The organism is Acinetobacter sp. ANC 3781 (genome assembly GCF_004331285.1).
Classification (GTDB): domain Bacteria; phylum Pseudomonadota; class Gammaproteobacteria; order Pseudomonadales; family Moraxellaceae; genus Acinetobacter.
Genome location: NZ_SJOH01000025.1, coordinates 1 through 24841 on the forward strand (window position 1 = coordinate 1; position 24841 = coordinate 24841).

A 24841-nucleotide genomic window follows, 5' to 3' on the forward strand; every position below is an offset into this window, starting at 1 on the left:
TCAGCGATATGGTAATTTGCCGCCAATTCCAGTTGAGTGCTGTAGTTCCGTAAGTAATTGAGCGTTAATAACAACTGATCCTCTAAATCTAAAGTATGAGGACGACCTGATTTCTTTTTGAGTGATTCTGCTTTTTCTAAAACATCTACCATTTCGGTAAAAACTGGTCGAGGTACGCCAACCAGGCGTTTAAATTCAGAATCTGAAAAACGGTTTAATTTCTGATATCTCATGAAATCTATATTGAGGTGGTTTTTACTTTCGCAAGAGGTCTATTAAATAAATTTTATCTATATAACTCTTGAGATATTCAATATTAGATTTTTGAAATCAGTGCTGACTTATTTCGTTGATTCAATTTTATACCTTTGTATAGAGGTTATCTCTACTTTAGACCTCTTTCAACAATCATTGTTTGCTCAGTTCCCCCCCATATAAATTCCAGCAATTAAATTGAATCTTTTTAGGCCCAATACGTCTTCTATTAGTTTTCTGGCTATCGTATTTTAATCCTGATAGTCTTTATCTTCAGGGGATAAAAGCCCTGACAGGAATATGCTGTAAATTACCTTTGAATAACTCAAATTCATGTAGAGCACAGTGAAAACATTGTGATTTTTTTAGTAAAGAGAGATATTAAATTGCATGAGGATGAACCACCGCCATCATCATGCAATACATTTATTCTTTAATTTAATTCAGTAGCTTTTCTCGTTGTCAGAACAGGAGAAATCGATTGCCCTAGAAGAATTAGTTATTTTTCATGGTTTTATGTTTGAACTGTCTTATCGTTTATTGTATTAACTTGCCTTTGACCAATTTTCAAATTCATTTTGAATCTCATCAATCATGAAACGCTGACAGTCGCCATTCCAAAAACTCATTACCGTTTCAGGGATTTTATAACCTTTTAGCGTTTTCTTATAGTGTGTATTAAAGCGCTCTAACTGATCTTTTGGTACTTCATTTGATTTAATAAGATTGTGTGCAATCATTGCACGATACAACCAAGACTCCCATGCTGCCTGATCTTCTTTCACAATAAACTGTTGTGTCTCTGTATTATAGCCAATATTTAAAACATGAGGCTGTAATTTGAGAAAGTGAATAAACATTTGACATTCAGTCTCTTTTTGATCTGCAGTTAATTCCCCAATCTTAATGGGCACTATAGATTTGCGACCTGAAAAGATAGGTTTGATCTCCATAGGATCAGAAAAAGATTCTTTGAGAATTGAGCCTAAGTGGACGAAGATGTTAACCAAATCCAATTCGTTTATTGTTGTTGGTTTACGAACTAACTTGTCGACTGTTTCTAATAGGTTGCGTTTTGCTTGAATTTCGTTCATATCATACCTTGTGAAAAATATATTTTTAGAATTTATTAAAAATAAGTTGGGAAAAAGATATTCCAACTTTAAAAATTCTGCTTTTAAGCAAACATTTCCTCAAAATACAAAGGAAGAGGCAAAAAGATTTCCCCTGATTTTTTTTCGCCTACATACAGAACAAAAATTTGAAATGTACGTTCATTCGATACAGTTTGAATCTGTATAAGCTGCTCGGTAACTTCGGAAAGATCTAACAGACAAGTAGCATAGCGAGGTGAGTCATAGAATTGGGCATTTGCATGGGTTTGTCCAGATTCGTCCATCTCATTGGAAATATTAGCGAAGGCAAATTTTTCCTCATGCCAAAAACCAATCACAAAACCTTCAAACTTTGCTTTTTTAAAAATTTTTTGGGTCTCATGATCGATACTGAGTAAATCCAGAACAGCCTGTTCATAATTAGGTTTTTTGAAAACCATCTTCCCGGCATGATATGAAACTGGGTCATACTCATTGTTAATTTCTGCTGACTTTTTTAGTGAGTCTAGACTGACTTCCTTATTGCCGTTCACGATAAAAGCAATTTTATCGCTTTCATCAACTTTCGGAATTTCCTTTAACGAACCGTTTAAATTGGAGTCTTCTATATTTAGCTGGTCGGTCGCTGGATAAATTTTATTAAAATCGTTAATTTTCATTATTTTACCTGCTATTCAATTGTTGTTTCATCATCGCTCAGTGCGGTTTCACATGATTAAAAATTCACTACATTTAGATAATAGTTTCAATTGCTTCACTCTTTTTGTGGAGGTGATAAAGAGGGAAACTGAATCATTACCGTCTGTAGTGTAAGAATTGATCTCAAAAGTATGAGTTTTTATTGCTTTTGTAGTAAATTCCATCTTGTTTGCAGCAATCTCAAAATTATTAAGTACCTCCAGAATTTATTTGGACTAATTTTTTCTAAATTCTATTTTTTAGTCTGAGTCATACGTTTTTTACTATTTATTTAATGCAATAACCCATTTCTCGTTATAGTTTACGCTTGAATTGTTAGCGTTTTATTTCAAAGAGAAATTCGTCTCGTAAATGTTTCATTTTCTTCTCATATACTGAATGGGTTATCATAATAAGTGCAGTATTTTAATTAATAAGCGTCAATATTGTTATGACATTAAATTTCAAAGGTAGATTATTTGAATAATAGTATTCTTATACTTTATGGATGAATTTTAGGGAATTAAATTAAATTTAGTTTTTCTATAATTTACTTGATTGATATTTTGTATGCAGAGTTACCCTATAGTTGTTTGAGTAGGCCTTAATCCTGGATATTCTATTCATCTTATATTTATTTAGAGACAGTCATCAATTAACTCGAAAAATCTCATACGTCCTTATTTTTCCATGAATAAACGCTAGGGATTTACAGAACATCAGGGGGGGACAGATTAAGCATCTGTTACCTGAAGGAACGGGTTATGTTGAGGTAACTACCCAAAGAATGATTTAAACCCTAAAATTTATGCATCGGACTGACTGCAGTAACCAATTCGCCAAGATTTTACTTCTAGGCAGGAGTCAACTCTGATCTATTCAATAATGAGGAACGGAATTCTGCAAAAGTAAGACTTGTATTCTAGTCATCTTCCAAAACAATATAACACCAAGTTGAATAATAATTACATGGAGCAATATGTATGAAAAAATCAGAAACGTAGTGAAAAATATTTTTTTTAAGACTTAAAAGTTTTAGAGAAATCGCAGATAGAAAATTAGTCCACTAAAAAGTAGACTAATTTATTGCTTATAAAGAATTATTTTGTGTGTTTTACCACCAGTACCGGTACATGGCTTGAGGTTAGAATCTCTTGCGCAATACTGCCAATAAAAGCTTTTTTAAAACCTGTACGTCCATGAGAACCGACGACAATTAGATCAACATTTAGTTCATCAGCGATTTTGGCGATGACCTCACCGGGTGATTGACCGCTGAGAAGTTTGGTATTGGTTTCAATACCCAGATTAGTAAATTTTAGTCCTAGCTCGGCCAAAATATTTTTAGCATGAGCTTTTGCTTCCATATAATAATCCGTTATTCCAGGTACATTTTTATAAAAACTTACACTGGTTAATGGATCTATCACGACAACGCTTGCTATGGTGACTTTACTTCCCAATGCTTTAGCTAAAATGATGGTTTGATCAGCTGCTGCAATGGCAATAGGGGAATCATCAACAGCGACTAAGATGTGTTGGTAATTCATGATACTTTCCTGTTGTTTCAAGATTAGTTATCTACTCAAAGATTAACATAACTGGAGTACAGTGATAAAAAAGGATAAAAGTCTATCTTTTAGCTAACACTTCTCTTATCTTGCAGAAGCATTTGAGGTGGAGCTCCCATAGTGGCTTTACTTCAAAATACCTGAATAATTGGTAGTACTCATTATCAGTGATTATTAATTCTATTTCACCCAAAACGCATAAAATTATGGTCTATAACCGAGAGGTTTAAATACAAGCATACAACTCGATTATTTAGGAGAATGCTTTAGATGCCAATCAATCCGACCATATAGATGTAGCCAGGAAATATTTCAAAGATTTTATTAAATCGGCACAATTGTCAAAACTATTAGTGACTTCTTTGAAAGCAGAATAATATTCACGTTTGTAGGGTTTACCTGTTAATGTTTCCCCGGAAGTATTTTCATAATCATAAATTGCAGTGCGCAGATAGATTTCTAATATTTTTTTATGTTCGGAAGAAGCACAGTTTTTCTGAACTATTTCACTTGTAGAATGGCAATCGAGTTTGACATGACCATAAAATTGACCTGAATTTTGATAAATATTATTTAACTCTTTTAATTCACTTGCTGATAAGCATTGGGTAGCATAAGCAAAATTATAAGTCACAACCATACAAATAATAAGTAAATTGAATTTCATTTTTTATTCCTTATTGTTTTTTAATGATCTAATCATATCGTCCAGACTTACACAACTACAACATTAGACAACCGGATGAATCAAAATTTTATTCAAACCGAGAACAGAGAAAGTAATGAAAAACAATAGCTCTAGATATTAATTAGGAGGCAGACATTTTGACTCTTATCTTAAACGCATCATTTTTGACTAAGTAGGTGATGGAAAGTTTTGATGAAGTAGGAGGACGTGAGTCATTTCGATTTTTGTAGATGGCTGCGCAATGGAATTGCATATCTGGGATTTAATCTGAAAGATTAACTGTGCTTCTGGATGTATTATGGAAGAAAGCACGACCTTATTTTACTTATAGTAAAAGAAATTAAGGTACAGTATCTTTTAACACTTTATCCAGCACATGCTGATGTATAAACCTGAATTTATCCAATACTACATTCGACAGGGTAAATGGGTAAGCATCTTCCAAACCCATGCTGCGGTTTAAAGCATTGAGGTTAAATGTTACCGTCATCCAGTTCTGTAAAATCTTTTCAAAATCCTTTGCACCAATCGGGTTTTCTATAAATTCCATATTGGACAGGTCAGGCTGGTTAGGTTTTACCACAAGACCCGCATAGTATGCTGTTTCCAGCGTATCCATCATATGCTGATAATGTGCCCAAGTTTCAGCCCAGTCTTCCCAAGGATGCGTACTAGCATAGGAACTGACAAAATTCTCTGGCCAGTTAGCGGGCGGACCTTGTTCATAATGCCGCTTTAAGGCTTCGCCATAATTTTGACGTTCATCGCCGAATACAGCGCGAAACTCATCAATCACTTCTGGGTGCAAATATTGCATTACATCAAAATAATAATGTCCGCTTTCGTGGCGGAAGTGTCCTAAAAGTGTCCGGTAATTTTCACCCATCTTAATACGTGTAGTTTCACGGTAAACGACATCTGCTTCACTGACATTTAATGTGATAATGCCATTAGCATGACCTGTCAGTACGGGTTGGCCCTCTACTGAAATTTTAAAATTAAACCACAAGCCATACCGGTCATCTGGGGAAATTTTAGGGCGGGGCATAATGTTCAGCCGCTGCATCAGATACAGAAAACGCTGTTTAGCGTGTTCGATGCGCCTCCAATAAATAATATTCTCCGGAATATCCAGGTCTGGGAGTATCTGGGTGAGCTGACAGGATTCACAGTAAATTTTCTCACTGTCCGCCGGTAGCATCCAGTTGCAAACCTGATAATTCTTATAGTTATAACAAGGCTTAAAGCGTTGCTGTTGAAAACTGGGATTCAACGCAATCCAGAGCTGATCAGACTCTTGCTGAAAACTACCCATATCTTTTTCAGAAGCAACATACCCTAATACGGTTTGACAGTTGACGCACATCGAATTTGCAAAAAACACCTGATTATTACAGCTAGCACACGAAAAATACTTCATAACAGGTCCAGTTTTTTATCATAAAGTCCCAAGAGTGGACATACAATCTCTACTTTTACACATATGTTTCTTATTTTTGTGAGTTTTTAACGGTTTTCTTGTTTTTAAAATTGGTACACTTTCTGCTTATCTTTAAGTAATAAAAACAGAATGTTGGTAATATCTAAAACAGGATGCACATGAACGTTGAAAAACAGAAAAAAGTACTCCATCCATGAAAATAATTTTTAATTGAACTTTTACTACACGTACCGGTTTATACGTGAAGTAGGTTCACCCGCGAGGATAACCTTGTGTCAAAACAAAATCAGTATGACTGTGCCTGAACAAATGATGCATCCTCTCGATCAAAAAATTGTAGAGCGCCACTATCAAAGTCACTCACAAGCCGTTGTTGACATGATCAATAAACATGTAATTGCCGGTCATACTGAGCATAACGCAGTGATGGTCGACATCTCGATTTTATTTATGACGTGAGCTGGATATAGGGGCAGTGGAGAACTACTGCACGTCAACCAACAATCTATTGCTTTAAAAGAGGTTAGCAGAGGGCATTTGGAGATGCTGGATGCGGTGATGACAACTATTCCCCGAAATGTTGAATAAAATCCCGTGTTAAGATCAGTACCTATAGTTGATACCTCAAGCTTTCAATAGGTTCAATATTCTTAGTTTCTAGAGTATTTGTAGTTGAATCCTAATATTCTGTGTTCTAGGTAAACCTGTCAGGGTGTAGACCACATGCTGATCACACAATCAAGCATCAACCATAGTAAGCTGTCGACTTTTTTAAAATGCATCGCCGTATATAAGTTTTTAATTTTTACTAATATATAAATTTATTTATCATAAAAATAAATAATAGACATAAAAAACTTGAATATTAATTTAATTCATGTATTATTAGCTCAACTAGAAAAAAAGTCTTGTTTCGGTAAATCTTCTTTAAGTATCGCAGTTTTAGTCATAATCCTTCGTTTTTCAGATTTTAAGTTTCATTCTTTATTATTTTCAAGTTATGAATAGTCATTAAATTGGCTAAAATTATTAAAAATCAATAGGATTTATTATGTCAAACTCAAATGTTGTTAAAGGTACTGTAAAGTGGTTCAACGAAACTAAAGGTTTTGGTTTTATTCAACAAGAAAACGGTCCAGATGTTTTTGCTCATTTCAGCGAAATTGCTAGTTCAGGCTTCAAAACCTTAATGGAAGGTCAGCAAGTAGAATTCAGCGTTGCACAAGGTCAAAAAGGCCCAAATGCCGTGAATATCGTTGCTATCTAAAAGATATTAATATACAGAAATTAGATGAATTAAAAGTAATGTAAATTACCAATTATTTTTAATTTTTGTATGCTAAAAAAAGTCGAGAATCTCGGCTTTTTTTATGCCTATATATAAGCTGATTTAATACCTTCAACCAAGTAGTAGCTGCTCTATTTAATAACAAACTGATTGCAAAAATCAGCTGCAAATTTTCAATCAAATCCGCCATGATGCTATATATGCGATCAATTTCCTGCGCAATGCTCATGGAGACTCTAATGAATCCAGATCAACAACAAAATATCCCTAAGCGAGAATCACGCGTTTTTTCAAAAAGTTTTGATTATTCTTTAGATTTTAAAAAAATCAATTTTAGAAAAAGACCCGAACTGTATCGTATTGGCCGCGGTGAACAAGGGGTACTTCTGGTCGAACCGTATAAATCAGAAATACTGCCGTATTGGCAATTTGCCGATGAAGTTAAAGCTACCCAAAGTAGTGAAAAGATTTATGCATTATTTTTAGAGTATTTAGAGCAGGCTGACTTTATTGGTGCGGATATGGCCAGAAAGTTTTTACAAATGGGCTATACTCGAGCACGTCGCTATGCCAATCATAAAGGCGGTAAAAAATATAAGGGTCCAGTTCCTGAAGACAAAAAAGGTTTGAGTGGGGCACATGGTCGGCCAGAGTTAGTACGTAGTGCAGAAGACCCTGTTAAAGCTGCGGCAGCACAAATTTTTAAGAAGAAATGGGATGACGCCAAGTCAAACCCCACGTATCTGGAATTAAAAGATCAATTTAATGCGTTTATTCAGAAAAATAGCCAAGTGTAAGCTGTAATAGATATTCTGATAAGTAGAATGAATCAACACCAGAAATTTAATGTATTACCTCCTATATATTCTAAAACTTATATGAGATTGAATTAGGGCTTAAGGTTAAATCAAAGCAATACTTAAACCAATAATGATCGGAGCGCTAGAGAGTCCTTACTTATCATATTTATTCTCTTATTTTGAAATACATGACTTGAGATTGTCCATATTTTTTCTAAGCTTTTCTTTTATTAAAGGTTTTTATAATTAATCTTTAAAGACAGAGAAAAGTTATCAATTAAACCAAATCCCTCTATAATATTGCCCATTATTGCAAATGTCGGATGTTCGGTGTGCTCACTAAACAGATGACGCTAGTTACTCTCTTTTTTAAGTCAATTTCTTTTTCGTGATTCGGCTTATGTTTCAATATTTAGAATCTTATGGGTCTGTCGTGACACATAAGAATAGTTAGGTGCCAGCAGCATGGAAATCAAGGTTAATTATCTCGACAACCTTCGACAAGAAGCCAAGTTCGATGATTTTTCGGTAATTGCCGACCAACCAATTCGTTATAAAGGGGATGGTTCGGCACCGGGACCCTTCGACTATTTTCTTGCATCTTCTGCTTTATGTGCAGCCTACTTTGTGAAGGTGTATTGTGCAGCACGTGATATCCCGACCGATAATATTCGTCTGTCGCAAAACAACATTGTAGATCCAGAAAACCGCTACAAACAGATTTTTAAAATTCAGGTGGAATTACCTGCGGATATTTCAGAAAAAGATCGCCAAGGTATTTTGCGTTCAATTGACCGCTGTACGGTTAAAAAAGTGATCCAGACGTGTCCTGAATTTATTATTGAGCAAGTGGAAAGCATTGATGCGGATGCACAGGCTTTGTTGATGCCAAGTTTAGCATCTGAAAGCAGCACCTTTATTCCCGGTAAAGATCTGCCCTTAGAAGAAACAATTGCCAATATGTCAGGGATATTGGCAGGTCTTGGCATGAAGATTGAAATTGCATCATGGCGCAATATTGTACCGAATGTGTGGTCTTTACATATCCGTGATGCGCAATCGCCAATGTGCTTTACCAACGGTAAGGGGTCAACCAAAGAAAGTGCTTTGGCATCAGCATTGGGTGAATTCATTGAACGGCTGAACTGTAACTTTTTCTACAATGATCAGTTTTGGGGTGAAGACATTGCCAATGCTGAATTTGTACATTACCCAGATGAAAAATGGTTCAAGCCAGGCCTGAATGATGAATTACCAAAAGAAATTCTGGATGAATATACTTTAGAAGTTTACAACCCAGACGATGAATTACTTGGCTCGCATTTGTATGACACCAATTCAGGTAATATTGAGCGTGGTATCTGTTCATTGCCATTTATGCGTCATTCTGATGGGAAGGTGGTTTATTTCCCATCGAACCTGATTGAAAACCTGTATCTAAGTAACGGTATGAGTGCCGGCAATACTTTGGCCGAAGCCCAAGTACAGTGTTTGTCTGAAATTTTTGAACGTGCGGTGAAGCGTGAAATTTTACAAGGTGAAATAGCACTTCCCGATGTACCAGAAGAGGTATTGTCGAAATATCCAAACATCGTGGCAGGTATCAAAGCTTTGGAAGAACAAGGCTTCCCGGTCTTGGTTAAGGATGCATCTTTGGGTGGGAAGTATCCAGTCATGTGTGTGACTTTAATGAATCCGCGTACGGGTGGGGTGTTTGCTTCTTTCGGTGCACATCCAAAGCTGGAAGTGGCTTTAGAGCGTAGTTTGACTGAGCTATTGCAAGGCCGTAGCTTTGAAGGTCTAAATGATTTACCAAAACCAACCTTCAGCAGTAATGCAGTGACTGAGCCAAATAATTTTGTAGAGCATTTTATTGACTCAAGCGGACTAGTGTCTTGGCGTTTCTTTAGCTCAAAATCTGATTATGAGTTTGTCGAATGGGATTTTACTGCTGATGGTGAAAATGCCAATGCGCAAGAAGCTGCCACCATGTTCGGCATTCTGGAAGAAATGGGCAAAGAAGTGTATATGGCGGTGTATGAGCATTTAGGTGCAACAGCTTGCCGTATTTTGGTACCCGGTTATTCTGAAATTTATCTGGTTGAAGATTTAATTTGGGACAACACCAATAAAGCTCTTCAATTCCGCGAAGATATCTTAAATATCCATCGTTTGGATGATGAGCAGCTTGAAGCCTTGGTTGAGCGTTTGGAAGAATGTGACTCTGATGATTACACGGATATTGTGACCTTAATTGGGATTGAGTTTGATGATAATACCGTTTGGGGTCAGCTTACTATTCTTGAGCTTAAACTACTGATTTATATTGCCTTACAGCAATTTGAAGAGGCAAAAGATTTAGTTGAGCAATTCCTGCAATACAATACCAATACGGTTGAACGTGGTTTATTCTATCAGTGCCTGAATGTCGTTCTTGAAGTTGAACTGGATGACGGTATGGATTTGAATGATTATGAAACTAATTTCCGCCGTATGTTTGGTGATGAGCGGATGGATGCCGTGATTGGTTCGATGGATGGCAGTATCCGCTTCTATGGTTTAACTGAAACCAGTATAAAACTGGAAGGCTTAGACCGTCATTTACGTCTGATTGAAAGCTATAAAAAGCTTCATGCAGCACGTTCTAAGTTTGCAGCTTTATCAAAATAGGAATACCACATAGCAGGAAGGGAGCAATCGCGCATATTACGCAGTTGCTCCTATACTTTTGATGGAAACTAAAGACAGTTAAGGAAATGTTAAATGCTTATGTATCAGCAATAAGCCTAATGATATTCAAAATATTAGGCTTATTTTTTGGCTTATGAATATATACATAAAAAAAGCATATCCAGATTAAATCACTGAAATAGATTTTTTGTACGTGTTAAGCTAAATTTTTGTTTTATCCATACTTTTCAATGTTTTATTTAACTTTCTTGACACATGCTAATCAGTATAAAATCCTTTGTAGCGAATTATATATTTGCTAAATTACTCAATTTTCATCAACATTCGAGAGCCATAAGATCAGCTTATTATATTGCTAAACTTTGATATCTCGAATTCGTCAACTTAAGGTAAGGGATCCAGACATAGTATTCATGTAGCTAAAAACAGAAAGACTTATAAATCAGATTTAACTACTAGGACATATCATCAATTAAACTAAATATTGGTTAACGTAAGATAGATCGTTGACCTAAATAAAGGATATGAACTTTAAAGATATTGTAATTAACTTATGTTCACTTAGAATCTAGTTCACAATTAAATTTATGTTTAATAAACAATAAATTTAATTACTTAGAGCACTAAATTATAAAATATTTGGTTCATGAACCTAGCTATGAATACATATTTTCCTACTAAAAAGATCTTAAGACTAGACTCAATTTGTCTGGGAGAGTGGTGGCAGGCCACCACTAATTAAAAGGTGTCTATAAAATTGGTGACTATTCAATAAGTGTAGGTTACTATTTGGTATAAAATATTATGCTGAGACTAGGATTTTGATAGCTACTAATTCTGTTTGGCTTTTTGGCGTAAGACATACAGATATAAGCTTTCTACTTTTTCACGTGCCCATGGTGTGGTACGTAAGAATCGCAATGATGATTTAACACTTGGATCTATGCAAAAACATCTAATTTCAATTTTACGATTTAAGCCTTCAAAGCCACCGTAGTAATCCAATAATTCATCCAAAATGTCAGCAAGTTTTTTGCCGTGTAAAGGGTCATTGGAGGTGTTCATAATAGATCAACCATATTTTGGGAGGCTATTATTATAACCTGAGCTAGTTAGAAAATGAGAGGGTTGGAATTTAAACGTAATTAACATAGAAAATTACAGCTTATCTTCTTATTTACAACAGTGCTGATGCATAAAATAGTTTAACTAATTAATAATTCAAAGAAAGCTTTTTAATATATGCTACCGTTAAAAAGCTACAAGAAAACGACTTCTTTCAGGTGCACACCATTTAACATAATATACATTATACGAAATCAAAGATTATTTATAAAAAGCCACATAAATGTAGCTCTTTATATACTTCATAGAACTTCGAATTCGATTCTACGGTTTTTCTTTCGTCCTTCGGATGTTGTGTTATCTGCAACTGGCTTGTTTGAACCTAGACCTTCGATACTTAAACTTTTTATTGGAATATTCTTTCCAATTAAATAATTTTTTACTGCAGCTGCACGTTCGTGACTTAAAGTTAAATTTTTAGCCGCGTCACCTGAACTATCCGTATGTCCAATAATTTTGACTTTCTTTCCAGTAACCTTGCTTAATGCAACTGCCATTTCATCCAAAATTTTGGTACCTGATTCAGCTAGTATTACACTGCCAGATTCAAACTCAATAATTCGATTTTTTAAAGTATCATCAAGAATTTTCTGTTCCGCCTGATTTACAGTTAACCGTATATTTAAACGATATGGTGCTTGAACCAAATTTTGCAAATTTGCTGTAGTTTGCGGTATATCGCTTTGATTTGAGACTTTTCCAATCAATTCAAGCTGTGTACTGCGTATAGATAATTTCCCTTGTTTAACTTTATTTAAATCTGATGTAATGATTTTTGCAACAGAATCACTCCAGCCATTAGGTGCAGATACAGTACGAACCTGAATTTTGTCAATTACTTGATCTGCACCGTAAATAGCATACATTTTATTTAAAATCGCTTGTTTACTTGTTTCATTAGGTACAGCGCCTTCAGCTACGATTGGTTCTGCATATGCAATGACGACCGCATTTAACATCAAGAAAATGATATTAAAAATAAATCTAATTATTTGTTTTTTCATATTTTTTATTCATTAATAAATGTTTGTTTAAATAATTTCATAGCTTGGCTTAAGCTCATTTGGCGTTCACTTAGGCATTATTCCAAAGCTGCTAAACCGGCATTTTGTTCTAAATACGGATCAATCCAGTCTGCATTAAGCAATGAAACCCAATGCTTTGAATCCATTTTTTGATTAAATATTTCGCTTAATGCAATAATATCAGCACCTTGGAATCCAAATAACAATACCGGTGAATCACTGTGTAAAATTCCAAAGAACAATTCAGTATTTTGTTTAGACACAAAACAGGTAATTAAATTGACCCAAAAAGCGGCAATTTCATAGCAATAACTTGGATTATTTACCGGTAAAATCAGTACCTTTTTTAATCTGTTTGTTCCTTGTTTAATTACGGGTTGCAACAATAATCCTAAACCGATCATACTTTGAGCAAAATCATAAGTACTTATTCTGATTAACTGTGAAAATGAATGAATCGTATGATGTTCATAAAATTCCGCACTTTCCGCATTGGTAAGTATTTGAATTTCATTACTTAATTTTTCTAATTTATCTAGCAGAACGTCTGGATCACGTACAGAATGTATCATCCTATTTTTTTGAAACAAATCAATCAAAGTTTGCTTATGATTATAAGGTGCATACAAAATATGATCGTATGCCGAATCAACCTGTAATAAATGACTCAGTAACATCGGAAATTGACGACCTGAACTATCTTCACTGGCGATCAAATTAGCTACCATAAACTTACTTTCTTGTAGATTAGCAATAAAAAAATCCAATGAGGGTATTTTTGCATACGTAGCACTAAAATCTGATGACTGCATTGCATCTTCAAGTGCCTCCGTAATCCATTGATCTATCGATTGAATTAAAGAAGACTGGCCTCGAGTTTTCAGAAAATCACCCCGTGCAGGACATTTACCATAATAAAGTGGGAAAGTTTTCATTTTATACATTAAAACTCTCCTCCTCTTTCTATTATTCTGATTAGTCGTTTATGATCAATCATGGCATTGTTTCATTAAAATCTGATAATGGAGAAGTTGCATTGGTTTTAAGTGATGCGACAGGTGTCGAGGTGGCTTGTGCAGTGACAACACGCACGGATTTATGATTTACGACTTGATCAACCAATTGCATGCCAGCATAACCACGGCTCGAACCAATTTGACCTGAATTGCCACTTATCAGACGAAAATTCACTTTCACAGCCAAGTTTGGATTTTGTGGATTTTTCCAAATCATTTCAAAACTACCATCGCGTTGAGTACGCTGCGCACGATCAATTAAACGGTTTATTCCATACTCGCCCGGTTCATCAAAAATCGTATGGGTCTGCCCTTCTAAATCTATAGCTGTAATACGTGCACCCGGAATAGCCCCTTGGTTTGGCCAGACAAAATTTACCCATTGCTGAATGCCATTTTCGTAGACCATTCTTTGTCCATCAATATCAATCGTATAAGAAAATAGCTGGGTATTTTCCAAGGGATAAAATTGGAAATTTGATTGATTCGTTGCAGCGGATACTGAAGCTGGATTCAACTCTCCTGTCGCCACTCCATTACTCGGTGCAACATAACTTTGGAAATTCATGACAAATTGAGGATTTAAGCTCAGTCCTAAATCCTTCCATGTTTTAGAGGTCAAGGTATATCCACGACGAATTACCAATGGATCAAGATGATCTTTCACAAAGCGTGCAATACTGCCATTTCCACCAAATATTTGGCTAATTTCATTGCTGGTCGCCTGCAAGCTCGCAGAGGAATTAAACGGATATTTTTGGCTTAAATTTGCTGTAAACGGTTGATTGACTTGCAGTCCCCATAAGTTATTAAGCTCATCCTGTGCAGGAATCAATAAACTATTAAATGCTTGCGTTAATGGACCCATCAATAGTTTTTGCAAAATCTGTTGATCCAGTTCATTTAGTCCAATGGACATTTTTTCATCAACAATTTTTTGGGTAGCGTTAAAGACTGAATTTTGATCATTAATGGTTTGCTTGACCAAGGTCATGGCTGAAGGACCAATATCCCCTGCACTTTTTAGATCATTAAACTTGCTACGAACTTGCGCAAGTGATTGCATATATTCATCCAATAAAGATTTATTCTGCTGATCATCCCGCTTACGCACCATTTGATAGAACATCGAGAATTCTTTTGAAATCACAGTTTGAGCTTGATTCGATGCCTGTTGGGCAATGTGAGCATCATCATTACTTAAAAATTTACGTTTAAACCAGGCCACAAAACCTGTTTGCGGTGCAGCGAGTTCTGCTTGAACGACTGGATTATCCCAACTGGTTTCTTTAGCAATATGATTGATAATAGAGCGAATCGGTGTATTTTCTGGTTCACCTAAAGTGTCTATATTCTTTGCCTGTTGTTTGAAATCATGGGGCTTTGCATAATGAATGCCATTCAAAAATTTATGCCATTCAGCGATATATTCCTGTTGATATAGTGCAGTCAACTGCTTGCGAATTTGTTCTGGACTGCCACTAAAAGTCAGATCGTCCGATTGCGTACTATTTAAAACCCAGTCTTTACTGTCCGTTGGACGGTTTGCAGCTACATCAATGGCTTTTTCTACATACTCCGACCATGCTTTATAGGTAAATATTCCAGGTAAGGCATAACTGCCCAGTAGTGTATTTTGGCTATTTGCCCCAACTAACTGCTTCACCGTGACTGCAGGATAACGCACGGCTGCACGCATTTTTATTTCGTTATATACACGATCGCGCGCAGGCATACTACGAATCATGGACAATAAAACTTGGCGAGTTTGATCTACCAGCAAAGTATCCGATTCAAGAATAGGAAATTTCTGCTCATTCGTTAGTGTCATACTGTAGGATAAAATTTGCTCCGCTTTCTGGACCATTTCCCCACGCAGCATTTGACCACGGTTTGTATCCAGCCAAGAGCGCCAGAAACGTGTGACTTGATCACTTAAATGACTTGAATCCATAAACTGTGGATTACTCATCATCAAATAAGCTTTTAATGCATTATAAGCATCTTGAGGATTGGTTTCAGATGGCTCTAAATATTGTTCATTTCTAGCAGTTTGCTTAATTTCAACATTGGTACGATTGGCTTTTAAAGTCGCTTCATTGCTTTTTACCCGTTGTAAATACTGGGCAATATTTTGCTGTGTCGGCTGTAAAACAATTTGCTTCACCCCTTTTAAATATTCCACTTTTAATTTATCACGCAATTCATGGCCTTGATACAAACCAAAACTAAATTTAATGGGTCGATCTTCATCAAACTGATCCAGTTGTTGTATGCGATGTTGTAAAATCAACAAAGCGTTCAATTGTGTCGATAACTCTTGTCCATGTTGTTTTTCTAATCGTACAATTTTGTCTAAATCCGCTTGAATATCAGCAATTAGCTGTTGATTATTTCGATAGGACCATACCCATAAACTGAGAATAATAGACATACCCAACAATGCGGCAATAAAAGCAAGATTACGTTGTCGCTTACGTTCTGGGTTAATATGCTGTTTAACTAAATTCTTGTCTTTTAAAATTACCTCTGAAAATAAACCTTTCAGGAAGTAACCATGATTTTGGGAAATCGAATTGGTCGATATGCTATTTTCAATATTCAGACTTCTGGATAAAAGAAAATCCTGTGCAATCTGTTCTGTCATTGGACTTTCGATCTTGCCTTCTTGCAAGGCACTGGTGAAATAGAAACCACGGAATACAGGTTTAAACTGGTAGGGATTTTCTTCAAATAAAGTTCCAATAAAGGTTTTTAGTGCCGGTTTTAAGCTCTTAAACTCTAAAGGAAATGTCATTACACTCGGTGAGATATTTTGTGAATGACGTCGACTAAGATGCGTGGTACTTACCTCTTTTAAACCATCATATAAAATAGAATAATGCTGTTCAAAAAGTTCAACCGCACTATTTGCAGAATTCGAGTCATATTTTAAGGTGGCACCCCATACCTGATCAAATTCACTGACTTCATAACACTCAAAAAAATCGGTAAATCCTGCGATCAAATCCATTTTAGAAAATACCAAATACACAGGTGCAAAAATCTCTAAACGTTCGGTTAAATCTTGGATTCGTGCTCTTAAATTTTTAGCCAGTTTGATTGATTTTTCAGGACTTTGACTGACCAGCTCCGCAATACTGACAATCACGATCAGACCGTTAATCGGTGCTTTAGGGCGGCTTTTCTTTAATAGACCTAAAAAGCCTAACCATTCAGAATGATCTTCAGCATAAACCGAATAACGCCCAGCCGTATCGAGTAACACCCCTTCAGTCGAGAAAAACCAGTCGCAGTTACGTGTGCCACTTAAGCTTGAAGAAACCATTTTTTGATGCGACTGTTCAAAGGGGAATTTAAGCCCTGAATGATAGATCGCTGAACTTTTACCTACTGCCGGATTACCAATCACCATATACCAAGGTAATTCATATAAGGCAGCATTACCCTTTCTATCTCCTAACTTCGACTTGCGAATCAGTTGAATAGATTCCTTCATTTGCTGATTAATCAGTTGTAATTCATCTTTATCTTTCTGCTTACCATATTCTGCATGCGTATTATTTTTTATTGCTTCAGCAAGTGCTTCACCCTGTTTAGAATGACGATATTTTTTTATCAGCCAATATATGCCATATCCGATGAGTATCAAAACATAGGCTGTGACCAAAGCCCACAAAATATTTGGGGGAATGACATTATATGAAGAAACCAGTGCTATTAAAAAAGATAGTGCAATAATGGCTTTAGGATGGGTTACATACTGCCAAACATAAGCTAAGAGGTTATAAAACATAAGATTCTCGTTATTCTATTCATTTTTATTAATATTTAAATGGTTTATTTTTCGAATTTATTTGATCCAGCAACCGCTTGAAAAATAGCATGAGTTGAGACTTGATCGATACTGTGTACCATTGCTATAAGATCTTTCGGCATATGCACGCCCAACATAAAGCTAAAAATTTTTGCAAGTGATTGTGTATGGCCAAAATTTTGTTGTGTATATAAAAGATGATATGTTTCTATTAAAATTGGGGCAAAAATCTGGTTGGTTTGTTTAATTACTCTGATATCAGTCGCATCATTTAAAACCAGTACAAAAGGCTGTTCGTGCTGGGTGTATTCCGCATGATGAGGCACGGCCTGATCTAGACATGCTGCTAGATCATGGACATTAAATGCAATTTTAAGTGACTTAATGGGTTCTGCATCGTTAATCTTTAGGTCCTGAGCAGCTACGCACCAGCTAGATGCAAATTCTGTAGCCAAATAATGATCTGACAACCATATTTTTTCATCTAGCCATTCTTGATCAATTTCAGAATCCACATTGATCATTAATGACACTTCATGTGATTGTGTTGATATTTTCTTCAATAAATTCAGCCAATTTTCATAGGAACTTTGCTGATTTATAAAGTAATGTTCGATATGCATATGCTGCGAAATAATGCCCAATGACTGCATAAAATTAAGCAACATTTTTTCGCTGAAATGTTCATTCCACACATGCAATAAACTGTCTGATAATAAAATATGAATATTCAGTCGATTTAAACGTGGTATTTGTTCAACTTGAAGCTCCCCTTTCTCTTCATTGCTAGTCGGATCGCTTACAGAGAAGTCCAGGTTGTTCCAGGCAGTATGCATACGATACTGATATGCTAGTTCGCTATCATAAAAAAATGCAGACTGTTTTAAATGTTCTGCCACTTGCAATAGAATTTCGCTTTGCTGCTCCAACTGGTGTTGAATTAAGGCTAGGATTCGTTGCAAACGCTCCTGCTTCTCTTCCATTTCCTCTTCATCGTTCTGTTGTTCCAATACATTATCCAATGCCGTAATTCTATAGGATAAGACAGGTAACCCATCACCATTGGTTAAGCTATGATCTAATTCTGGGCTTTTAAAGTTTTTCATTTCATCAATAATGGCTTCATTTTCACCAAATGCACTAAATGCCGATGAAGAGAAAATATGTAGATTTAAGCATTTAACATTTTCAACTTTTTCATTGGCTTCTGGTATTTCTTTATTCGATTGTTGCTCTAATAAAGCTATTGCTTGTTGTTGTTTACGTAATTTATATGCATGGTAAGCTTGATAAATTAGATAGGGTGAAAGCAGGATTAAAGATAAAACTAAAGGTAAAACGATAAAATATGACAATAAATCCAGGCTGGATGGATCGTATTGGATGTCACGCCAATAATAAATAATCGTTATGCTGACAATTAGAAAGATACTGCTCAATGCTCCTAGAATGAGTTTAATCATTGCATATCTCCCAATAATGCATAACAGGTTTCTGAATTATGTTGAGCAAGTTTAGGCATTAAAAAAGCCCCCTGTGACAAGCCAAACTGCGAGTTGGAATTTAGACAAAGAGGCTGCATTTCTTCTTTTTTTAGAATTAAACGTAAATCCACCACCACGGTTGGACTGCACCAAGTCGATAAAAAAAATTTAAGCTTTTCACTCAGCTTCTGTTTAGGCATAAAATTAAAATAATCTTTTTTAGATAATGGACCGACTTGTATTTCTATTTTCCCGTCGATTTGTCGAATACTTTCTCCACAAAAATTATTAATACCTAATAAACTGGTATTTAAACTGCCTAAAGTTGTTTTTTGTGTCTCATCTAATTTGAATTTTTCTTCAATAAACTCTTTTATTTCAAAATCAGCTTTAAAGATACAACTCAGCATTGTCTTTAAAGCATAGACCGTATTATTTTGCCCCTGCATTAAACCTGAAAATTCAGCGAAATAATCATCTAATTCAGCTTGATCCTGTTGCGAACTGACATAACCATTTAACGCATGCAGAATATCAAGATAATCATTTTCTTTTTCAATTTCATAACGTATCGGCAAATGATAGGTCAAGCTTGCGTCTACATATTGTGCAGTGAGCTTATGATTGAACAATCCCAGAAAGTTAATGATTTCTAATTTCTGCTGTCGACTACTGTGTTTCATTTTATGGGTATAGGTATACGGTAAAGCACCTTGCATCCCTGTTAAGCCAAAAATCAGATTGGTTAAATGAATCTGCCCATTTTCTAAAGTTAGTGTTTCGATTTCAGAAGCAGGAAAATTAAGGTTTAAAGAGCTGTTAAATTTAAAGTCATTTGCCCAATACTGTGTTGTAGCGGTATAAGGCATATGTCTTAATAAGCGTGTAGCTTGAATAAACTCATAAGCTGTAGGTGTATTCATCAGATCATCAATTACAGAAGCATCTTTCCACCAACGTTCTGAACGCATTGGTATAACTCCTGTTGTGTGTTTGCATCACTGACGATAATGTCTACATAACTATTCATTTGAACTTTTAAATTAAATACATGACTTAAAAGTTGCGAAAAAACATATAGGCTATGTCCTCTAAAAACCTGTGAATCGATGGCTAAATTGACTTTGACACCTCGCACAAATAAAGGAAATGGCTTAGTTTGAATAAGCTTTTGCGTTAAAGAAAAATCAATATTTTTAATGGAATCGATAATGAGATGATTTTCTTTTAATTTAGGTAAATTATACAACTCCAAAAGTTCCTTCATATGACTAATTGCATCGCCTTTCATGAATGACAATGTGTTTAGAGAAAGATGAGAAATAATGCGCCATTGTTCCTTTTTATTTTGTTCAAAATAATAGGGCTTAGTGGGCCTTTTTAACATAAGCGCACGCCGTGCCAAATTACTATCATTTACATAAAGAATATTATTGGCCTGACTTAAAGCCTCATGCGGTAAATCTCGATTGCAACACAATAATCTGATACTGATAAAATCAGACTTGGTGCTTTGAGGTGACAAGTGTTTCGAAATAATCGAATACCTCGTTTCAACCGGTTTATTTTGTAATTGGATGGGATTCAAACTATAAAAAAACTGAATACTCTCCTGATGATAATGACTCATCGCAAAAAATGGCAAAACAGGAAAAATGACCTGGTCTTGATTGCTTTTTTCCCGAATCATATTCATCTCATAAATTGAATAAACTTGATAAAAGTCGGGATGATGAGCATCTGTCACCAAGGAGTATTCTAGTTGTTTATGATTGATTTTCTGGGGTTCTGCTTGCTTATTAAATAGGTTCACCACTGGCGCTGAAAACAATTTAAAGTTAGCGACATTTAATTCAGCATAATTTCGAATACAAGCCTGATCATTCAGATTTAATTTTAAATGAATCCTCACTTCAAATTCGTTTTGCTCAGCGGGTAAATGCTTTAAAAAATTTAAATTGAGATTTAGATAATTAAATTTTTCAGGAAAGCAAAAATATTCCATTAACAAACGATAAGCATGATGAGTATGCTGATCGATGGGTAATAAACTTTCTGTTTCATCAAAACCCACCACTTCAAATGGGTTGGTGATTTCAATAAAATCATTCCCTGTTTTTAATGAAAATCCAGTACTTTTATTGAATATGTTATCTAAAACCTGTAACGGAAAGCTTGAAATTGCATCCAAATAAATCGGTAATTTTTCATTCGTTAAATTTTTTTTACTGTGATTAAAAATTTCAAAGCTGAAGCTCAAGGTCGCATTTTGATTTAAATGCATATGCGCACTAGGATTAGTTTTAAAGCTTAAATTATTCAATAAAATAGGCAGCAATCTAATGGGCCCCGTCGTCGTGAATTCACACTGTACCCCTTTAAAACTACGTGACTTTAATGCAGTTAATTTAGGAATTTCATGTGCTTCAGTCAATTGTTTGATCTTGTTGATATCCTCAAAACTCACCACTGAACATGCAGGGAAAGGTTTAAGATATTGAGGAAACATGACCTCGAATAATGAGCAGGTAAAAATATCATAACTGTCCGCTAGTTTTTTATCGATACGAGCAGCAACCAGTGAAAAAGCTTGAATCAACCGCTCAATATGCGGATCATCAATTTGTTCCTGATTAAGCGATAAGCGTTGAGCAATTTTTGGGTATTTTTGTGCAAATTCACGCGATTGTTGCCCAAATTCTTGTAATTGCTTTTCATAATACGGTAATAGTTCTTCAATCACGGAAAACCCACTTAAGCTCGCGCGGAAATAACATATTGTTGTGTTGTTGGTTTTAATGAAGCATCAAAAATAACCGGTTCAAATAGAGGATGAATGTTTAAATAGGCTTGAATGCTTAAACATAAAGCTCCCATATTATGACTATCGAGCAACATCTTTACTTTAATTTTTCTTAACCTCGGTTCATGTGCAGCTATTGATTGTTCAATCGATTGACAAATTTTATCCCGATCGGTTGGATTAGCGGTCGATAACCCAACAAAATCAATAATCCCAAATCGCAAAATAGATTGTTTCGCTAACGGAAAATCTTCAATGAAGTCATCTAATTTAGCCATGCGGCTATTGAGTAAATCCTCGAGATCAGAAGCAATAGATTCCCGTAGTTGTTGAAGCGATATCCCCTGATAATTTTTCTCTGTTTCAGGCAATAAACGGTCAAATAAAGTTGTTCTAAAACCATATGGATATAATTGATCTGGATTCATATTTTTCTTATTTATTCATGTGATTGATGAAAAAATAGAGGCCAACATAGGTTAGCCATTATCCTTATCATCAAATTATGCAGCGTAAGATGCTGTATTATTTGAAAGTGACCATTTCTTAGTTACAGCACCTTTTTGTGTGCCGTTAATATCTTGTTGATTATAGGTCCACTCTACCGCTGCATATTTCAATCCGAATGATTCAGTAGGTACACCTTCTTCATTTACATGTGGTATTACGCTTGATACCAGAACATGTTTTAGTTTTATTTGAAGATATTTAATACGTTTATCACCATTTGCACGATAAAAGTCGATTTGAACTTCATCAAAGGTATAACCGGCTGAACAGGCTTCCCAAAGTTTTGGGCTTGTTGCATCCAGATCTTTAACAAACAGCATATCTGAATGTTCAACACGTTCAGCAGTATGACCACCCACACTTGAAGATGTTGCAGATTTTGGTTGGCGGATATTGTGTGCCCAAGAGTTCACTTCTAGCCAATCTTTATGCTCTGAGTCACGAGATTCGCCATCAACTTTATATTTTCCTCGAAATTGTACGTATATATCTTTCATTTTTATAAATTTTCCTATTTTAATTTTAAGTTATTATAAATTGCACTCTGATTAATGAGAGGACTGAGGTAACTCAGTAACAAGTCGTAAAGAAACCGACAACTCATCCAATTGAAAATGTGGTCTTAAAAAAACCACAGACTTGTAGTGTCCAGGTTGAGCTGGGTTCTCTACAACTTTTACTGAAGCTTCACGAAGCGGATATTGTGCTTTCGCTTCTTGCGATGCTCCATCGTCCAACAAAACGTATTGCGATAACCATTCATTTAAAAATGCTTCAACATTTCCAGCAGAGGCAAAACTACCAACTTTGTCACGCATCATGGCTTTTAAGTAATGGGCAATACGAGAAACTGCCATAATGTATTGAATCTGGCTAGATAAAGCTGAATTGGCATTTGCAGTATCGCTATCATATTTTTTCAGTTTTTGAGTCGATTGCGCACCGAAGAAAGCGGCATAATTTGTATTTTTACAATGTACCAGCGGAATAAAGCCTAAATCACTGAGTTCTTTTTCACGACGGTCAGTAATGGCAATTTCAGTTGGACATTTAACAACAACTTCACCATCATGGGTTTTAAAAGTATGTACCGGTAGGCCTTCAACCAAGCCTCCACCTTCAACACCCCTTATGGCTGCACACCAGCCATGCATATCAAAGGCATTGGTTAAACGCGTCGCAAATGCATAGGCTGCATTCATCCATAAATATTCCTCATGATTTTGGCCCGAAACTTCTTCTACGAAGTTAAAACCTTCAGTCGCAGTACCTTCTTTAGGATGATATGGTAGACGACTTAATACGCGTGGCATGGTTAATGCGACATAGCGCGCGTCATTACTTTCACGGAATGAACGCCATTGTACATATTCAGCTGTTTCAAAAATTTTAGAAACTTCACGTGGACGATCAATGTCAGTAAATGATTCAAGTCCAAGCATATTAGGACTTGCTGCTGAAATAAAGGGGGCATGGGCCGCAGCTGCAACATGAGAAATTTGCTCTAACAAATACATATCTGATGGCGTGCGATCAAATTCAAAATCACCAATTAAAGTTGCGTACGGTGCCCCACCAAATGAACCATATTCTTCTTCATAAATTTTTTTAAATAATGTACTTTGGTCAAAATCTGTCGCACCCTGAAAATCTTTGGTCAGTTCTTTTTTAGTCGTATTGAGCATACGAATTTTGATTAGAGAATTTGAAGGTGTTTCTTGGCAGAAATAATATAAACCACGCCATGTTGATTCGATTTTTTGAAATTGCTCATGATGAATGATTTTGCTTAACTGGTTTGAAATTAAAGCATCAATTTCTGCAATTCGCTTATCAATCGACAAAACCATGTTTTCAGAAACTGTAATAGTTCCCGCCATGACTTCCTTTGCTAATTCGCCAATTAAGCTTTTTGCGCGGTCATGTTCTTCATCATTACGGGCAATACGGCTTTGCTCTACAATAGAGTCAAGCAAAGTAAATTCGTCAACATCTGTATGGGGCATACGAGCAGTTTGTAAATTATTCATGTTCTGCCTCCGCCCTTAATCTGCGAACTTGATCGGTATTGTGTAAAACTTCATCAAGTACGTCTTCAAGACGTTCATTATTCGAAATTTTGTTGCGTAACTCGGTTAAACGCTCACGCGCTTCTACCAATTTACGTAAAGGATCAACCTGCTGTACCACATTTTCTGGACGGAAATCTTGCATTGAGTTAAAAGTTAAATCGATCAACATACGCCCACCTTCTTCAGTTAAAGTGTTTTCAACCTGAAAATTTGCACGTGGCGCAAGTGATTCCATGACCTCATCAATATTATCCAAATCAACATTGATAAATTTTTTATCTTTTAACTTTGTTTTTTCTAATTCTGAAGCCGCTGAAAAGTCACCTAGCACTCCAATAACAAAAGGTAATTCTTTTACCTCTTTACCACCCCCCACTTCCACATCGTAAGTCAGTTGTACACGCGGTGGACGAATTCGTTGTAATTTCTTTTGCACACTTTCACGTTTACCCATGAATATTT

The 24841-nt window shown here is 35.6% G+C and carries 18 protein-coding genes and 4 pseudogenes; 4 read left to right on the forward strand and 18 right to left on the reverse strand.

Translation table 11 applies throughout. The annotated features are described in order from the left end of the window. From E0H89_RS14980 to E0H89_RS15005, 6 genes and pseudogenes are all read right to left on the reverse strand, one after another. Positions 1 to 233, reverse strand: a pseudogene (locus E0H89_RS14980) (hypothetical protein); the annotation flags it as partial. A gap of 567 nt (positions 234 to 800) precedes the next feature. Beyond that, positions 801 to 1349 carry a hypothetical protein gene (locus E0H89_RS14985; protein ID WP_131218129.1) on the reverse strand — a complete coding sequence of 183 codons (549 nt, stop codon included), beginning with the start codon at positions 1347 to 1349 and terminating at the stop codon, positions 801 to 803. A gap of 83 nt (positions 1350 to 1432) precedes the next feature. Next, on the reverse strand, positions 1433 to 2029 hold the full coding sequence (locus E0H89_RS14990; RefSeq protein ID WP_131218131.1) for a hypothetical protein: 597 nt from the start codon (positions 2027 to 2029) through the stop codon (positions 1433 to 1435). A 1119-nt stretch (positions 2030 to 3148) separates the two neighbouring features. Then, positions 3149 to 3598: a universal stress protein gene (locus tag E0H89_RS14995; protein WP_131218133.1), complete on the reverse strand. Its 450-nt coding sequence runs from the start codon at positions 3596 to 3598 to the stop codon at positions 3149 to 3151. A 298-nt stretch (positions 3599 to 3896) separates the two neighbouring features. Further along, a complete protein-coding gene (locus tag E0H89_RS15000; RefSeq protein WP_131218135.1) occupies positions 3897 to 4286 on the reverse strand; it encodes a hypothetical protein in 390 nt (129 codons plus the stop codon). Positions 4287 to 4647: 361 nt separating this feature from the next. Continuing rightward, positions 4648 to 5727 (reverse strand): zinc-binding metallopeptidase family protein, encoded by a 1080-nt coding sequence (locus tag E0H89_RS15005; RefSeq protein ID WP_131218136.1) that lies wholly within the window; start codon positions 5725 to 5727, stop codon positions 4648 to 4650. Positions 5728 to 6039: 312 nt separating this feature from the next. On the opposite strand from E0H89_RS15005, the pseudogene E0H89_RS15010 reads away from it, so the two are divergent. Continuing rightward, positions 6040 to 6336, forward strand: a pseudogene (locus tag E0H89_RS15010) (hypothetical protein). A gap of 463 nt (positions 6337 to 6799) precedes the next feature. Continuing rightward, positions 6800 to 7015, forward strand: a complete 216-nt coding sequence (locus E0H89_RS15015) for a cold-shock protein (protein WP_067723482.1) — start codon at positions 6800 to 6802, stop codon at positions 7013 to 7015. Between the two features lie 58 nt (positions 7016 to 7073). On the opposite strand, the gene E0H89_RS15020 is transcribed toward E0H89_RS15015, so the two are convergent. Then, positions 7074 to 7265, reverse strand: coding sequence for a hypothetical protein (locus tag E0H89_RS15020; RefSeq protein ID WP_131218138.1), 192 nt, complete (start codon positions 7263 to 7265; stop codon positions 7074 to 7076). A gap of 10 nt (positions 7266 to 7275) precedes the next feature. Between E0H89_RS15020 and E0H89_RS15025 the strand changes: the two genes are divergently transcribed. Both E0H89_RS15025 and E0H89_RS15030 read left to right on the forward strand, forming a co-directional pair. Beyond that, positions 7276 to 7833, forward strand: a complete 558-nt coding sequence (locus tag E0H89_RS15025) for a DUF4385 domain-containing protein (RefSeq protein ID WP_131218140.1) — start codon at positions 7276 to 7278, stop codon at positions 7831 to 7833. 468 nt (positions 7834 to 8301) lie between these two features. Next, positions 8302 to 10506, forward strand: coding sequence for an OsmC domain/YcaO domain-containing protein (locus tag E0H89_RS15030; RefSeq protein ID WP_131218142.1), 2205 nt, complete (start codon positions 8302 to 8304; stop codon positions 10504 to 10506). 852 nt (positions 10507 to 11358) lie between these two features. Here the strand turns inward: E0H89_RS15030 and E0H89_RS15035 are convergent. The 11 genes and pseudogenes from E0H89_RS15035 to tssB form a co-directional block, all read right to left on the reverse strand. Beyond that, a complete protein-coding gene (locus E0H89_RS15035; RefSeq protein WP_131218144.1) occupies positions 11359 to 11592 on the reverse strand; it encodes a VF530 family protein in 234 nt (77 codons plus the stop codon). 302 nt (positions 11593 to 11894) lie between these two features. Beyond that, positions 11895 to 12590: pseudogene (locus E0H89_RS15040) on the reverse strand (OmpA family protein); the annotation flags it as partial. 71 nt (positions 12591 to 12661) lie between these two features. Beyond that, positions 12662 to 13621 (reverse strand): annotated as a pseudogene (gene tagF / locus E0H89_RS15045) (type VI secretion system-associated protein TagF). A gap of 49 nt (positions 13622 to 13670) precedes the next feature. Continuing rightward, a complete protein-coding gene (gene tssM, locus E0H89_RS15050) occupies positions 13671 to 17489 on the reverse strand; it encodes a type VI secretion system membrane subunit TssM (protein WP_131218148.1) in 3819 nt (1272 codons plus the stop codon). Positions 17490 to 17533: 44 nt separating this feature from the next. Continuing rightward, entirely contained in the window at positions 17534 to 18973 is a 1440-nt protein-coding gene (locus E0H89_RS15055; protein WP_131218150.1) for a hypothetical protein, read from the reverse strand. Then, positions 18970 to 19965 (reverse strand): type VI secretion system baseplate subunit TssG, encoded by a 996-nt coding sequence (gene tssG / locus E0H89_RS15060; RefSeq protein WP_131218152.1) that lies wholly within the window; start codon positions 19963 to 19965, stop codon positions 18970 to 18972. Before tssG ends, E0H89_RS15055 begins: the two co-directional genes overlap by 4 nt. Next, a complete protein-coding gene (gene tssF, locus E0H89_RS15065) occupies positions 19929 to 21737 on the reverse strand; it encodes a type VI secretion system baseplate subunit TssF (RefSeq protein WP_131218154.1) in 1809 nt (602 codons plus the stop codon). The genes tssG and tssF overlap by 37 nt, the downstream gene beginning before the upstream one ends. Positions 21738 to 21748: 11 nt before the next feature. Then, positions 21749 to 22225 (reverse strand): type VI secretion system baseplate subunit TssE, encoded by a 477-nt coding sequence (gene tssE / locus E0H89_RS15070; RefSeq protein ID WP_131218156.1) that lies wholly within the window; start codon positions 22223 to 22225, stop codon positions 21749 to 21751. 75 nt (positions 22226 to 22300) lie between these two features. Beyond that, positions 22301 to 22804 (reverse strand): Hcp family type VI secretion system effector, encoded by a 504-nt coding sequence (locus E0H89_RS15075; protein ID WP_131218158.1) that lies wholly within the window; start codon positions 22802 to 22804, stop codon positions 22301 to 22303. A 51-nt stretch (positions 22805 to 22855) separates the two neighbouring features. Then, positions 22856 to 24337, reverse strand: coding sequence for a type VI secretion system contractile sheath large subunit (tssC, locus tag E0H89_RS15080; RefSeq protein ID WP_131218160.1), 1482 nt, complete (start codon positions 24335 to 24337; stop codon positions 22856 to 22858). Continuing rightward, positions 24330 to 24833 (reverse strand): type VI secretion system contractile sheath small subunit, encoded by a 504-nt coding sequence (gene tssB / locus E0H89_RS15085; protein WP_131218161.1) that lies wholly within the window; start codon positions 24831 to 24833, stop codon positions 24330 to 24332. The genes tssC and tssB overlap by 8 nt, the downstream gene beginning before the upstream one ends. Between the last annotated feature and the right edge of the window lie 8 nt (positions 24834 to 24841).